This is a genomic window from Halegenticoccus soli (genome assembly GCF_002844195.1).
In the GTDB taxonomy this organism is placed as follows: Archaea; Halobacteriota; Halobacteria; order Halobacteriales; family Haloferacaceae; genus Halegenticoccus; species Halegenticoccus soli.
The window spans coordinates 221,097-235,237 of record NZ_PEND01000005.1 but is presented as its reverse complement, the minus strand read 5'-3'; the positions used below and the strand labels follow the sequence as shown (position 1 = coordinate 235,237).

Genomic DNA, 14,141 nt, shown 5'->3' with positions numbered 1-14,141 from the left:
CCCGTCCGACGGGGCGGGCCGAAACCCGCGACCGCCGCCTGCGCGGACGGCGAGCTTCGAAGCTCGAAGAGTGCCGCGTCTGGGCGAACTGACGTTCTGCCGACGTAACGCTTAACTTCCCGATGTGACTCAGGTGAGCCATGGCGTCCGATCAACCCGACTACCGGATTCCGCAAGGCGGGGGCGTCCCGTGGCGGGACCTGAGCGTCGACGAATCGCACCGACCGGCCGAGCGCGACATCGAGATCACCGACGTGAAGACGATGGCTCTCGCGGGGAACTTCACGTGGGGGATCGTCAAGGTCGAAACCGACACCGACCACTACGGCCTCGGCGAGACGTTCCGCGCGGAGGCGGCGCTCGACATGGCCGAGCGCATGGCGGTCGACCTCCGCGGCGAGAACCCGCTCGACGTCGACCGCATCACGGAACTGCTCAACCAGCGCTACACCGGATGCGGGCGCATCGGCCAGGCGGCCTTCACCGGCATCGAGACCGCCCTCTGGGATATCAAGGGCAAGGTGCTCGGCGTCCCCGTCTACGAACTCCTCGGGGGGAAGTACCGCGACGAGATCAAGATCTACTGCGACACGCACGGCGGCGAATCGCTCGCCGCCGCCGAGACCGCCGATCCGACGGAGATCTACACGCCCGAATCCTACGCCCGGGCCGCCCGCGAGGTCGTCGACGAGGGGTTCGAGGCGCTGAAGTTCGACCTCGACATCCCCACCCATCGCGACGCCGACACGGCCGCGCGCCGCCTCGACAACGAGGCCGTCGAGCACAAGGTGTCGCTGGTCGAGGCCGTCCGCGACGAGATCGGCTACGACGTCGACCTCGGGATGGACCTCCACTGGAACTTCACCGTCGAGACGGCGGTCAGGCTCGGCCGGAAGCTCGAACCGTACGACCTCGCGTGGCTCGAAGACCCCGTTCCGCCGGAGAAGGTGGACGCGCTCCGGCGCGTGACCGAGAAGCTCACGACGCCGGTGCTGACCGGCGAGAACTACGTCACCCCCGCCCGCTTCAACGACGTCGCGCGCGAGGGCGCGTTCGACATCGCCGCGCCCGACGTGAACAAGTGCGGCGGCCTCTGGGAGTTCCGCAAGATCGCCACGATCTGCGACCTCCACGGCATCCCCATCGCCTCGCACAACATCTCCAGCCCCGTGGGGACCGTCGCAGGCGCGCACGTCTCGGCGGCCATCCCGAACTTCCTCTGCATGGAGTTCCACGCGCGCGACGTACCGTGGTGGAACGACCTGGTGACGCGAACGGGCGAGCGCGGCCCGATCCTCGAAGACGGGTACGTCGACCTGCCCGAGGGTCCGGGGCTGGGCATCGAAATCGACCCCGACGTCGCCGAGCGGTACCTCGCCGACGGGACGGAGCTCGTGATCTGACGCGCCGGCGGAGCCGATGGTTTTTTGTCGATCATCGTGGGAGTGACTGGCATGAGCGACCGTCGAGTAGTCGTGACTGATCACGACTTCGCGGACCTCGGTATCGAACGCGCCGTCCTGAGCGACGTTGCGGAGGTGATCGACCTGTCCGACGCTCCCGGCGGGGGCGGGTCGAACGCCGGCGACAGCGACGACGACGGAGGCGACGGAGACGACAGAGACGACGGAGGCGGTACCGGCTTCGAAGGTGACGGAGGCGACACGGACCCCGAAGGCTCCCTCACGGAGGCGGATGCCCTCCTGAACCTCCGGCGCGAACTCGGGCGGGAGGTGATCGACCGCCTCGACCGGTGTCGGATCGTCGCACGCTACGGCATCGGGGTCGACAACGTCGACCTCGAAGCGGCGACCGAACGCGGCATCCACGTCACGAACGTCCCGGGGTACTGCGTCGAGGAGGTCGCGACGCACGCCCTGGCCCTGGCGCTCGCGCTCGTCCGCGGGGTGGGCCGCTACGACTCGTCCGTCGCCCGCGGCGAGTGGGACCGCGACGTCGCGGCACCGATCCGCCGGTTCTCGACGCGCACGGTCGGCGTCGTCGGCTTCGGCGCGATCGGCCGCGCGTTCGCGGACCGGGTCGCGGCGCTCGGAGCGGACGTCGTCGCCAGCGACCCGTTCCTCTCGCCCGCCGACCTCGCCGACGGTCCCGCCGAGCTGGTCGACTTCGGCGACCTCGTAGAGCGCGCCGACCTCGCGTCCGTCCACTCGCCGCTGACCGAGGAGACGCGGGGCATGTTCGACGCCGACGCCTTCGCCCGGATGAAGGAGTCGGCGTTCCTCGTCAACGTCGCCCGCGGCCCGATCGTCGACGCCGACGCGCTGCTCGCGGCGCTCGACGCGGGCGAGATCGCGGGCGCGGGGCTCGACGTCTTCCCGTCGGAGCCGCCCCGACCCGACCACCCGCTCCGCGACCACCCGCGGGTGATCGCGACGCCGCACGTGGCGTGGTACTCGGAGGAGGCGAACGAGGAGCGGCGGCGGCGGGCGGCGGAGAACGTCCGGGCGGCGCTCCTCGGCGACCGCCCGGCGGACGCGGTGAACGACGTCGAGGGGGACAACGGCGTCGGCGGGGCGATCGACGATGTCGAAGGGACGGCTAACGGCGTCGACGGGGGTACCTGACCGCCGCATGGAGCGGATTCTCCACCGGTGGGAGCGGCTCGACCGCGGCTGGAAGGCGGCCCTCCTGGGACTGCTCGCCGCCGCGGCGGTCTCGGTTCCGGTTCCCCCCTGGCACTGGTGAGCGATGGGTTCGCTGACCGACCGCGCCCGCGAACTGCTTCCCGGGATCGCCCTCCTGTCCGGGACCGCGCTGGTCGCATCGCTCGTCGCCGGCGCGCTCCCAGTCGCGGGCGCGGTGCTCCCCGCCGTCCTCATCGGCGCGCTCGTCGCCAACGCAGTGGGCGTCCCCGCGCGGGCCGAACCGGGAGTTCGGCTCCACAAACTGCTGCTCGAAACCGGTATCGTCCTGATGGGCGCGCGGATCTCGCTGTCGGAGGTGACGGCCACCGGGCCGCGGCTTGTCGCGCTCGTCGCCGGGACCGTCGCGGTCGGGTTGGCCCTCGCGGAGCTCCTCTCGCGGGCCGTCTTCGGGCTGACGGATCGGATCGGGTCGCTCATCGCCGCCGGCGCGAGCGTCTGCGGCGTGTCGGCGGTGGTCGCGGTGGCCGGAAGCATCGACGCGGAGGAGGAGCACGTCGCCTACGCGGTCGCGACGGTGCTCCTCTTCGACGCGGTCACGCTCGTCGCCTTTCCGATCGCGGGCGGTCTCGGCGGCGTACCGCCGAAGGTGTTCGGCGTGTGGGCCGGGCTCAGCATGTTCAGCACCGGCCCCGTCGCGGCGGCGGGGTTCGCGTACTCGGAGGTCGCCGGCCAGTGGGCGACGCTCACGAAGCTGGTCCGGAACTCGTTCATCGGCGTCGTCGCCGTCGCCTACTCCGTCTACTACCTCCGCGACTCGGAGTCCGGACGGACGTGCCGATCCCGGCTCTCCGAACTCTGGGACGGGTTCCCGAAGTTCCTCGTCGGGTTCCTGCTCGTCGCGCTCGCGGCGAACGCGGGAGCGATCCCGGCGGCGGGGATCCCGCTTCTGAACCGCGCGTCGGACGCGCTGTTCGTCCTCGCGTTCGCCGGCCTCGGCTTCGACGTCCGGGCGGCGGCGATGCGGCGGGCCGGCCTCTCGCCGGTGCTCGTCGCGCTCGTCCACCTCCTGGTGATGGGCGCGCTGACGCTCGCGGCGGCGTCGCTCCTGCTGGCTCCCTGATCGTCGGGGCGAAACGGGGAAACATTAATGAGAGACGGCCCAGTCCGGTTCACGTGCATGGTCGACAGATACCTGAAAGTCGTGACACCGGAGGACAACGTCGCGACCGCGCTTCGCGACGTAGCGGCGGGCGAGACGGTCGACGTCGGCGTCGGGGACGAATCCCGAACCGTCGAGATCGTCGACGACGTCGAGTTCGGACACAAAGTGGCGATCGAGGACATCGACGAGGGCGACACCGTGTACAAGTACGGCCTGAGCATCGGCTACGCCAGCCGACCGATCGAGGCCGGCGAGTGGGTGCACGTCCACAACGTCGACAGCAACTACGGTCGCGGCGATCTCGCGGGCAGCGCGGCCGACCGCGACCCGGCAGAGGCGATCCACGAGTGACGGACCGACGGACCGGAGCGACACGATCGACATGACTGAATTCCACGGATACGAACGACCGGACGGCAGCATCGGCATCAGAAACCACGTGGTCGTCGTCTCGACCGCGCCGTACGCCAACGACACGGTGGAGCGCGCGGCGGACATCGTCGAGAACGCGATCCCGATCACGCACCCGCTCGGGCGGTGTCAGACCAAGCCCGACGTGTTCCAGACGTACCGCACGCTGCTCGGCTACGCCACGCACCCGAACGTCTACGGCGCGGTGGTCGTCGCGCACGCCGGCGAGATCGTCGACGGCGACGAACTCGCCGCGGACGTGGCCGAAACCGGCAGGCCGAGCGCGAGCGTCAACATACACGCCGAGGGCGGGGTGATGAACGCGCTCAAGGCGACCGTGAACGAGGCCCAGCGGATGGTTCAGGACGCGAGCGCGCTCCGGCGCCGACCGTACGACGCCTCGAACCTCACGTTCGGGATCAACTGCGCGACCTCGGACACGACCAGCGGGCTCTGCCAGCACCACGCGACGGCGGGCGCGGCCTGGCGGCTCATCGACGAGGGCGGCCGCGCCGTCTTCGCCGAGACGCCGGAGTTCTTCGGCGGCGAGGAGGGGCTCGCGGAGCGCGCCGCGACCGAAGAGGTCGCCGAAAAGATCCTCGACCGCGTCGAGTACTGGGACCAGCGGCTCCAGGCGACGGGGTACGACGTCCGCGGCGCGCAACCGACGCCGGACAACATGGACGGCGGCCTCACCACCATCGAGGAGAAGTCGCTCGGCGCGCTCGTGAAGTCGGGCGACGGGCCGATCCGCGATCTCGTCGACTACGCCGAGAAGATCCCCGACGAGAGCGGGATGTACATCATGGACACGCCGGGTCACGGCGCGGAGAGCGTCACCGGCATCGGCGCGGGCGGCGCGCACTTCATGGTCATCTCGACCGGCCAGGGCCACACGCTGTCCAACGCGGTGATGCCGACGATCAAGATCACCGGCAACCCCGGGAGCGCCGCGCGCGTCCCCGAGGAGACCGACGTCGACGTGAGCGAGGCGCTGGTCGGCGACGAGTCGCTCGACTGGGCGACGGATCAGCTCTGGGACGAGGTCGTGGCGGTGGCGAACGGCAGGCTGACGCTGAGCGAGGCGCTCGGCGAGAGCCAGTTCGCCATCCACCGCATCGGCCCCTCGACCTGAGCATGGACGTGGACAGAGAGCGCGCGGCGGAGGCCGCCGCCGCCGCGCTCCGCGGCCGGGGGATCGACGCGGACGACGCCGCGCTCACGGCGGAGGTGCTGGTGAGCGCCGACGCGCGCGGAAAACACTCCCACGGCCTGCTGCGCCTGCCGCGCGTCGTCCGCGGCGTCGAGGCCGGCAACGTCGACCCCGACGGCGAGATCCGCGTCGTCCGCGACGGCGGCGCGACCGCGCTGCTCGACGGGGGATCGCGCCTTGGGCCGGTCGTCGCCGCCGAGGCGGTCGGCGAGGCCGCGGCGCGCGCCGACGACTACGGCGCGGGCGTCGTCGGCGCGCGGAACTCGAACCACCTCGGGATGCTCGGCTACTACACGGACCTCGCGCGCCGCGAGGGGTACGTCGCCGTCGCGATGACGAACACCGAGCCCGCGATGCCGCCCCACGGCGGCGCGGAGGCGATACTCGGCACGAACCCGATCGCGATCGGCATCCCGACCGACCCGCCGTTCAACCTCGACATGTCCACGTCGAGCGTCTCGCGCGGGGCGGTCCTCCGCGCGAAGGCGAACGGCGATGAGCTCCCCACGGGCGTCGCGCTCGACGCGGAGGGGCGACCGACGACCGACCCCGAGGCGGCGCTCGATGGCGTCATCCGGCCGTTCGGCGACGCGAAGGGGTCGGGCCTCGCGATCGCGGTCGAGATCCTCGCCGGCGGCCTCGTCGACGCGGCGATGGGGCGCGAGGTGACCGGCACCTACCACACGACGGATCCCTGCACGAAGGGCGACCTGTTCGCCGTCGTCGACCCGGAGGCGCTCGGCGGCGAGGGCTTCGCGGAGCGCGCGAGCGCGTTTGTCGCCGATCTGAAAGCGACGGAACCGGCGGCGGACGGCGAAGGGATCCGTCTTCCCGGAGAACGGAGCGCCGCGCGGGACGACCGGGACGCGATCTCGGTCGACGAGGAAACGTGGGAGGCGGTCGCGGACCTCGCCGCTGTCGACGGCGGCTGATCGCGTCGACGGCACCGCCGCGGAGAGAAAAGGCTCAGGCGACGTCGCCCGCCCCGACGGCGCGGGCGACTCGCTCGTAACACCGATCGAGCCGCCGCCGCTGGCGGCTCGAAAGCGTGGGAAGCGGCGGCAGCGGCGGCCCGATGTCGCGGCAGGCCAAAGAGACGAGGTACTTGAGCGCCGCGGCTGTCGGAATCTCGCTCGTCGCGCTCACGACGGGACCGACGACCGCGTTCGACAGCTCGACGGCGCGGTCGCGGTCGCCGCGGTCGTGGGACGAGACTAACTCGGCCAGTGCGGCGGGGAAGACGTTCGCCGGCCCCGCGATGATCCCGTCGGCGCCCGCGTCGAGCGCGGCGACGGCGAGTTCGGTCGCGCCCTGGAGCACGGTGAACGACGGCGGCGTCGCCTCGATGAGGTCGCGGTGGTAGGTCAGATCCCCGGACGTGTCCTTGAGTCCGACGACGGCCTCGTGTTCGGCGAGCTCCGAAACCGTCTCCACCGAAAGGTGGTGCCCGGTCAGCCCGGGGATGTCGTACAGGAGGATGGGGAGGGGAGAATCGTCGGCGACGGCCGCGTAGAAGTCGAGCAGGCCGTCCTGGGTCGTGCGGAGGTAGTACGGGGTGACGACGACCGCCGCGTCCGCTCCCGCGTCCGCGGCGGCGTCGACGTGCTCGCGCACGGTTTCGACGCTCGTGTCGCCGCAGCCGGCGAACACCGACGCCCCGTCGGCGCGCGAGGCCACGGTCTCTATCACCCGCTCGCGCTGCGCGGCGGTCAGGCTCGAAAACTCGCCGATGGAGCCGCACGGGAACAGCCCGTGCACCCCGCCGTCGAGGAGGAAGTCGGTGTAGTTTTCCAGTGCGGTCACGTCCACGTTCCCCGTCCGCCCGTCGATAGGCGTGGCCATGGGTACGACTGCTCCCGGTGATCGCATGGAGAAGCACTCGCACACGCCGGATAAATAGCTTTGGATGGCCCCACTTTCGGGACCGGTTTTCGCCGGTTTACGCGCTCTTTCGCCGCGAAATCCCACTTTCGTCCCGCGTCGGTCCGGATCGACTCCGCCCTCCGACTCGCGCGCCGGCGCAACGTTTATGACGGCGATCGTTCCTCTTCTAAGCGTGTTCAGCCCATGAGCGTAGAGAACTCCGTCTCGCTCGACAAGGAGATGCTCGTCGACGGGGAGTGGGTGGACGCAGACGACCGGATCGAGGTCGTCCACCCCTACGACGGCCGCCGGGTCGGTTCCGTCCCGGCCGCCTCCCGCGGACAGGTCGACGCCGCGATCGAGGCCGCCGACCGCGCGCACCGCGAGTCCGACCTCTCCGCCCACGAGCGGTACGAACTGCTGTACCGAGCCGCCGAACTGCTCGAAGACGACGCGGAGGCGATGGCCCGCGTCGTCACGCTCGAACAGGGGAAGCCGATCGCCGAGTCGCGCGTCGAAGTCGACCGCGCCGTGCAGACGCTCCGCCTCTCGGGCGAGGAGGCCAAGCGGCTGTTCGGCGAGTACGTCCCGATGGATCCACAGAAGGGGTTCGACCGGACGCACGCGTTCACCCAGCGCGAGCCGCTCGGCGTCGTCACCGCGGTGACGCCGTTCAACTTTCCGCTCAACCTCATGGTCCACAAAGTCGGACCGGCGCTCGCCGCCGGAAACGCCGCCGTCGGGAAGCCGGCGTCGAACACGCCGCTGTCCGCCGTCAAGCTCTTCGAGTACCTCGACCGGGCGTGCGAGGAACTCGGCGCGCCGGCGGGCCTCGTCAACCTCGTCACGGGGAGCGGGAGCGTCGTCGGCGACGCGCTCCTCGAACACGACGCGGTCGAGGCCATCTCGTTCACCGGCAGCACCGCGGTCGGCAGGCACCTCGCCGCCGAAAGCGGGATGAAGGAGCTCACGCTCGAACTCGGCGGCAACGACCCGACGATCGTCTGGCGAGACGCCGACCTCGACGAGGCGGCGCGGCAGATCGTCTCCGGCGCGTGCTCGAACGCCGGGCAGGTGTGCAACAGCGTCGAGCGGGTGCTCGTCGACGAGCGCGTCGAGGACGAGCTGGTCGACGCGCTCGTCGAACGCGCCGAGGCGCTCGCGGTCGGCGACCCGTTCGACGAGAACACCGACGTCGCCGCGCTCGTCGACGACGACCAGGCCGAGACGGTCGTCCGCATCTTCGAGGAGACGGTCGAGAAGGGGGCGACCGTCGAGTGCGGCGGACGCTACGAGGGCCGCGTGTTCGAGCCGACCGTCCTCTCGGGCGTGACTCCCGACATGCCCGCCGCGAGGGAGGAGGTGTTCGGTCCGCTCGTTCCCGTCATCGCGGTCGCGGACTTCGACGAGGCGATCGCCGAGGCCAACAACACCGAGTACGGGCTGGAAGCCGGCGTGTTCACGCAGGACATCGACCGCGCGAAGCGGGCCGCCGACGAGATCGACGCCGGGGGCGTGAACGTCAACACGGTGAGCGGTTTCCGCGCGGACCACATGCCCTACGGCGGCTTCAAGGACAGCGGCAAGGGCAAGGAGGGGGTCAAGTACGCGGTCGAACGCTTCACCCGCGAAAAGCTGGTCGGGTTCCACGCCGGGAAGAACGCCTGAGCCGGTCCAGGCCGGAAAGAACGCCTGAGTCGACCGTCCCGCGCTCGGGTCGGTCCGGGTCGATCCGGGAGCTACGACGGCTCCAGTTCGACGCGACGTCCCTCGTCTCCGCCCGCCGCGGACTCGTACACCGCCTCCATGGCGATCATGTCGACGAGGCCGTGTTCGCCGTCCGGATACACGGCGCGACCGCCGCGGACGCGGTCCGCGAAGTAGTCGAACTCTTCGAGCATCTGGTCCGCCGGGTCGAGCTGGATCGTCGCCCGCCCGTCGCCGCGGGAGACGGTCAGCCCGCGTGCCTCGTCCTGGAAGAACGCCGGCTGGATCGTCACCGCGCCCTCGGTTCCCACGACGGTCATCGCGCTCTCCTGGCTGGCGTTGTGGCTCGCGAAGCACGAGGCGACGACGCCGCCGGGGAACTCGACCTCGAACGCGGCCGTCTCGTCGACCTCGGAGAATGCGTCGCGCGTGCTCCGGGTCCGACCGCCGACCGCGATCGGGTCGGCGCGCAGGAGGAACCGCGCGGTGTTGAGTGGGTACACCCCGAGGTCGAACAGCGCGCCGCCGCCGGCGAGGTCGGCGTCGAGCCGCCACTGGTCGGGGTCGGGGTTGACGCGGTCGAGCAGGCGCTGGCTCATCCGACCGTGGAGGTACGTCGGCTCGCCGATCAGCCCGGCGTCGACGAGCTCGCGCGCCCGCCGCACCGAGGGCTCTGTGTGCATCCGGTAGGCGACCATGAGCTCCACGCCCGCTCTATCGCACGCGTCGATCAGCTCGCGGGCGCGGTCGCTCGACCGCTCCATCGGCTTTTCGACCAGCACGTCGGCTCCGAACTCGGCGGCCGTCTCGACGTAGTCGAGGTGGAGCGCGTTGGGCGTGGCGACGTATACCGCGTCGTAGGCGTCGCGGGCGACGCCGTCGCGGAAGTCGTCGTACGTGATCCCCCGGGCGCCCGGCACGTCGGCCGCGATCCGCTCGGCCTTCTCCGCCGTGCCGCTCACGAGCACCGTCGCGTCGCACAGCCGGCTCTCTTCGAGCGCCGGCAGGACCCGCCCGCGGGTGAACCACCCGAGGCCGATCAGCGCGAACCGCACCGGCTCGGTCTCCTCCGGATCGATCGTCCGCCAGTCGCGGTCGCTTCCCCCTTCGAGTATCGCGTCGAGTTCCATGCGCTCCCGAATCGCGGCCTCCGGCACTTATATTTGTGCGTCGAGTCGGCCCGCCGCGAATTCTTCCCCAAAGATTTTTACAGTCTTGGTCGTAACGTGGGTTGACGTATGAGAGCGACTCGCACAAGCGGCGACGACGATGAGCGCCTGCTCTCGCGCAGAGGGCACCTGAAGGCGATCACGGCCGCCGGCGCAGCCGGCCTGGCCGGCTGTCTCGGCGGCGGAGGTGACGGAAGCGGCGGGAGCGGCGGGGACCAGCAGGGCGGGACGATCAAGTTCACCCACCTCGGCACCTTCGGGGGCGAGGCCGAGGCGTTCATCCCCGAATTCGAAAAGCGGGCCGGGAACGTCACGGTGAAACACCAGCAGACCCCCGCGCAGTCGGCGTCGAGCCACGACTACTACGTGAACCAGTTCATCTCGCAGTCGTCGGACTTCGACGTCGGGCAGATGGACGTGATCTGGCCCGCCGAGTTCTGGCAGAACGGCTGGATCGCCGCGGTGAAAGACCCCGACGGGCACACGGACAAGATGCTGGAGACGCCCGTGGAGGCGGCCACGATCGACGACACCCTCGTCGGGATGCCGCTGTACACCGACGCGAACGCCCTGTACTACCGCAAGGACGTGCTCGACAAGTACGACATGGAGCCGCCGAAGACGTACACCGAGCTCGTAGAGCAGGCGCAGACGATCATGGAGCAGGAGGACAAAGACTGGAACGGCTACATCTGGCAGGGCGGTACGAACGAGGGGCTGACCATCATGTGGCTCAACTGGCTGTGGGGGATGGGCGGCACCGTCCGGCACGACGGCGTGCTCAAGGTCAACACGGAAAAAGGGGTTCGGGCGCTCCAGCACGCGGTCGACCTCATCCACGAGCACAACGTGACCCCGAAGTCGGTTCCGTCGAGCGACACCGACGGGAACCGCCAGACGTTCCAGAACGGCAACACGCTGTTCATGCGCAACTGGCCGTACGCGATCTCCGTCATGAACGAGGACGGCTCACCGGTCAAGGACAAGTTCGACGTCGCGCCGCTGCCCACGCACGAGGACCACCCCGACGCCAGCAACTCGTGTCTCGGCGGCTGGAACGTGTTCGTCAACGAGTTCTCCGACAACAAGGGACCCGCGCGCAAGTTCGCCTCGTTCATGGCGAGCCTCGACGTGCAAAAGCGGATGGCGGTCGAGTTCAGCCGTCTGCCGGTGCGCAAGGAGGTCTACGAGGACGAGGAGGCCCAGGAGAAGTTCCCGCAGCTCGCGCTGTACAAGGACATCCTGCCGCGAACCAAGGCGCGCCCCGCGTCCCCGAAGTACACCACGTTCTCGCAGGTCCTCTACACGAACCTCAACGCAGCCCTCGTGCAGAGCAAGCCCCCGAAGAGGGCGCTCGACGACGCCCAGAAGAAGATCGACAGCGAAGTCAACTCCGCCTGAGGCGACGGGGCGACGGCCACGGCATCCGGCTCTTCCTCGATCCTCCGGTCGCGTTTCCTCTTCGGCCCGACTCACGACTTCTCGGGCCGATTGGCGGTCACCTCGAAACGGGCTCGCGACCTCTCTCGGCCCGATCGGAGCGCGACGTAACCTATATGACGGTCGGGCGAGCGTGTCTTGGTATGCCACGGAGCGTAGTCACCGGCGTCGAGGACTACCGGGCGTCGGACGACTCGGTCACGCTGGAGTGCCGGACGGACGCCGAGTTCGTACCCTCGGCGTTCAAGTACCGCGACGAGTCGGACGCCGACGCCGTCTCCCGGACGGTGCCCGTCACCGTCCGGTTCTACCGACCGGACGCGTTTCGGTTCGAACTGGCGGCGAACCCCGAAGCCGGGGTGACGGAGTCGCTCACCGACCTAGACGAGGAGGCGATCGCCGCCGACGTCGACCTCGACGTGACGGAGCGCGACGGGGAACTCCGCCTCCGGACCAGGTCGCTCGCGGTGCGCGTCGGCCTCGATCCCTGGTCGTTCCGGGTCGAGGGCGCGGACGGGCGAATCCTCTTCGAGGAGCAGCGCGGCGACGTGGACGTCCACGGCGACCACCGGGTCGACCCCCTCGGGTTCGAAGAGCGGACCGAGGACAGCGGCCCGGACCGCGTCGTCGCCGCCGGGACGGCGTTCGCGCTCGCGCCCGACGAGCGCCTCTACGGCTTCGGCGAGAAGTTCACCGAGTTCGACAAGCGGGGGCAGACGGTGTCGTCGTGGACCGTCGAGCCGTACGGCACCGAGACCGAGGACTCGTACAAGAACGTCCCGTTTCACCTCTCGACGCGAGGGTACGGCCTGCTGGTCGACACGACACACCGCGTCGAGTACGACCTCGGCCGCGAGTCGACGGCGAGCGCGACGGTGTCCGTCAGCGACGACTCGTTCGCGTTCGTGTTCTTCTGCGGCCCGTCGTTCGCGGACGTGCTCTCGACGTACACCGCGCTCTCGGGCCGCTCGGAACGGCCCCCGAAGTGGAGCTTCGGCGTGTGGATGTCGCGGCTCGGGTACGAATCCCGCGAGCACCTCGAAGCGATCACCCAACGCCTCCGCGACGAGGAGATCCCCTGCGACGTTGTCCACCTCGACCCGTTCTGGATGCGCGAGTTCCACTCCTGCGACCTGGAGTGGGACACGGACCAGTTCCCGGATCCCGAGGCAATGATCGAGGGGCTCCACGACAGGGGCTTTCGACTCTCGCTGTGGGAACACCCGTACGTCCCGGTCGGCACCGAGGCGTTCGAGACGGCGCGCGACAACGGCTACTTCCTGCAAGACGGGGCCGGGAAACCGTACGTGATGGACAGCCTGTGCCAGGGCGACTACCGGGGCGCGATCGTCGACTTCACGAACCCGGAGGCCGTCGAGTGGTGGAAGGACAAACACCGCGCGCTCGTCGAGATGGGCGTCGACGTGTTCAAGACGGACTACGGCGAGGGGGTGCCGGAGGACGCCGTGTTCGCGAACGGGCGGACCGGGAAGTCGATGCACAACCTCTATCCGTTCCTCTACAACCGGGCCGTCTACGAGGCCGTCCGGGAGGTCAACGGCGCCGAGGACGCGCTCGTCTGGGGGCGGTCGGCCTGGACCGGCAGCCAGCGCTTTCCGATGTACTGGGGCGGGGACGCCCAGACGACGTTCAACGGCATGCACTCGGCGCTCCGCGGCGGGCTCAGCGCCTCGCTGTCGGGCTTTCCCTTCTGGAGCCACGACATCGGCGGGTTCAGGGGCACCCCGACGACGGAGACGTACGTCCGGTGGGCGCAGTTCGGCCTGCTGTCGAGCCACGCGCGCTGCCACGGCACCACCCCGCGCGAGCCGTGGGCGTTCGGCGAGGAGGCGACGCGGATCTTCCGGAAGTTCGCCCGCCTCCGGTACCGGCTCGTCTCGTACCTCTACTCGTACGCGGAGGGGGCGCGCCGAACCGGCCTCCCGATCGTCCGACCGCTCGTGCTCCACTATCAGGACGATCCCGCGACGCACCACCTCGACACGCAGTACCTGCTCGGCGAGGAACTGCTCGTCGCGCCGGTGTTCGACCCCAACGGCGAGGTCGACGTGTACCTCCCGGAGGGCGAGTGGGTGGACTGGTGGAGCGGCGAACGCTACACCGGCGGCCGGACGCTGCACCGGACGGTCCCACTGGACGAGGTGCCGCTTTTCGTCAGAGCCGGGAGCGTCCTCCCGCTGCACGAGCCGTCGCAGACCGTCCGTGAGGGGACGCCGGACCGCGTGACGCTCCGCGTCACGCCGCGCTCCGACGGCGAGACGCGCGCGTCGTTCGACTTCTACGACGAGGACCGCGACCGGGTCGCGGCGATCGACTGCCGCGTCGCCGCCGACGGTTCGTCGGTCGAACTATCGATCGACGGGGGCCGCACGGAGCCGTTCGCCGCGCGCGTCGTCGACGCGAGCCGGCGTCCGGAAACGGTAGCGGTGAACGGTCGACCGCTCGGGGAAGTCGACGGCGACCCCGGCCCCGGCGAGTGGACGTACGAGGCCGACGGCTCTGCGATCGTGATCGAACCGTAGGTCGCACCGGCGCGACCGGCGACCGGC

General features: G+C 70.1%; 11 protein-coding genes. 9 read left to right on the top strand and 2 right to left on the bottom strand.

The window, feature by feature from the left end; all coding sequences use genetic code 11:
• The first annotated feature begins 140 nt into the window (after positions 1 to 140).
• The 6 genes from CNO20_RS14980 (at position 141) to CNO20_RS14955 (ending at position 6,324) form a co-directional block, all read left to right on the top strand.
• Complete coding sequence (locus tag CNO20_RS14980; RefSeq protein WP_101296939.1) at positions 141 to 1,403, top strand: mandelate racemase/muconate lactonizing enzyme family protein; 1,263 nt, start codon at positions 141 to 143, stop codon at positions 1,401 to 1,403.
• A gap of 51 nt (positions 1,404 to 1,454) precedes the next feature.
• Positions 1,455 to 2,585, top strand: a complete 1,131-nt coding sequence (locus CNO20_RS14975) for a C-terminal binding protein (RefSeq protein ID WP_101296938.1) — start codon at positions 1,455 to 1,457, stop codon at positions 2,583 to 2,585.
• A 124-nt stretch (positions 2,586 to 2,709) separates the two neighbouring features.
• A complete protein-coding gene (locus CNO20_RS14970; protein WP_101296937.1) occupies positions 2,710 to 3,726 on the top strand; it encodes a YeiH family protein in 1,017 nt (338 codons plus the stop codon).
• A gap of 57 nt (positions 3,727 to 3,783) precedes the next feature.
• Positions 3,784 to 4,119, top strand: coding sequence for a UxaA family hydrolase (locus CNO20_RS14965; protein WP_101296936.1), 336 nt, complete (start codon positions 3,784 to 3,786; stop codon positions 4,117 to 4,119).
• A gap of 31 nt (positions 4,120 to 4,150) precedes the next feature.
• Complete coding sequence (locus CNO20_RS14960) at positions 4,151 to 5,314, top strand: UxaA family hydrolase (RefSeq protein WP_101296935.1); 1,164 nt, start codon at positions 4,151 to 4,153, stop codon at positions 5,312 to 5,314.
• A gap of 2 nt (positions 5,315 to 5,316) precedes the next feature.
• Positions 5,317 to 6,324: an Ldh family oxidoreductase gene (locus tag CNO20_RS14955; protein WP_101296934.1), complete on the top strand. Its 1,008-nt coding sequence runs from the start codon at positions 5,317 to 5,319 to the stop codon at positions 6,322 to 6,324.
• Between the two features lie 34 nt (positions 6,325 to 6,358).
• Here the strand turns inward: CNO20_RS14955 and CNO20_RS14950 are convergent, their stop codons facing one another.
• Complete coding sequence (locus tag CNO20_RS14950; RefSeq protein ID WP_101296933.1) at positions 6,359 to 7,261, bottom strand: dihydrodipicolinate synthase family protein; 903 nt, start codon at positions 7,259 to 7,261, stop codon at positions 6,359 to 6,361.
• Positions 7,262 to 7,459: 198 nt separating this feature from the next.
• On the opposite strand from CNO20_RS14950, the gene CNO20_RS14945 reads away from it, so the two are divergent.
• A complete protein-coding gene (locus CNO20_RS14945; protein WP_101296932.1) occupies positions 7,460 to 8,923 on the top strand; it encodes an aldehyde dehydrogenase family protein in 1,464 nt (487 codons plus the stop codon).
• Positions 8,924 to 8,994: 71 nt separating this feature from the next.
• On the opposite strand, the gene gfo6 is transcribed toward CNO20_RS14945, so the two are convergent.
• Entirely contained in the window at positions 8,995 to 10,092 is a 1,098-nt protein-coding gene (gfo6, locus tag CNO20_RS14940; RefSeq protein WP_101296931.1) for a D-xylose 1-dehydrogenase Gfo6, read from the bottom strand.
• Positions 10,093 to 10,200: 108 nt separating this feature from the next.
• Between gfo6 and CNO20_RS14935 the strand changes: the two genes are divergently transcribed.
• Together CNO20_RS14935 and yicI are read left to right on the top strand one after the other, a co-directional pair.
• Positions 10,201 to 11,532 carry an ABC transporter substrate-binding protein gene (locus CNO20_RS14935; RefSeq protein ID WP_101296930.1) on the top strand — a complete coding sequence of 444 codons (1,332 nt, stop codon included), beginning with the start codon at positions 10,201 to 10,203 and terminating at the stop codon, positions 11,530 to 11,532.
• A 182-nt stretch (positions 11,533 to 11,714) separates the two neighbouring features.
• A complete protein-coding gene (gene yicI, locus CNO20_RS14930; protein ID WP_101296929.1) occupies positions 11,715 to 14,114 on the top strand; it encodes an alpha-xylosidase in 2,400 nt (799 codons plus the stop codon).
• Positions 14,115 to 14,141: the final 27 nt, after the last annotated feature.

Coding starts and splice junctions, on each gene's coding strand:
- CNO20_RS14980 (WP_101296939.1), top strand. CDS start 141: ATGGCGTCCGATCAACCCGACTACCGGATTCCGCAAGGCGGGGGCGTC.
- CNO20_RS14975 (WP_101296938.1), top strand. CDS start 1,455: ATGAGCGACCGTCGAGTAGTCGTGACTGATCACGACTTCGCGGACCTC.
- CNO20_RS14970 (WP_101296937.1), top strand. CDS start 2,710: ATGGGTTCGCTGACCGACCGCGCCCGCGAACTGCTTCCCGGGATCGCC.
- CNO20_RS14965 (WP_101296936.1), top strand. CDS start 3,784: ATGGTCGACAGATACCTGAAAGTCGTGACACCGGAGGACAACGTCGCG.
- CNO20_RS14960 (WP_101296935.1), top strand. CDS start 4,151: ATGACTGAATTCCACGGATACGAACGACCGGACGGCAGCATCGGCATC.
- CNO20_RS14955 (WP_101296934.1), top strand. CDS start 5,317: ATGGACGTGGACAGAGAGCGCGCGGCGGAGGCCGCCGCCGCCGCGCTC.
- CNO20_RS14950 (WP_101296933.1), bottom strand. CDS start 7,261: ATGCGATCACCGGGAGCAGTCGTACCCATGGCCACGCCTATCGACGGG.
- CNO20_RS14945 (WP_101296932.1), top strand. CDS start 7,460: ATGAGCGTAGAGAACTCCGTCTCGCTCGACAAGGAGATGCTCGTCGAC.
- gfo6 (WP_101296931.1), bottom strand. CDS start 10,092: ATGGAACTCGACGCGATACTCGAAGGGGGAAGCGACCGCGACTGGCGG.
- CNO20_RS14935 (WP_101296930.1), top strand. CDS start 10,201: ATGAGAGCGACTCGCACAAGCGGCGACGACGATGAGCGCCTGCTCTCG.
- yicI (WP_101296929.1), top strand. CDS start 11,715: ATGCCACGGAGCGTAGTCACCGGCGTCGAGGACTACCGGGCGTCGGAC.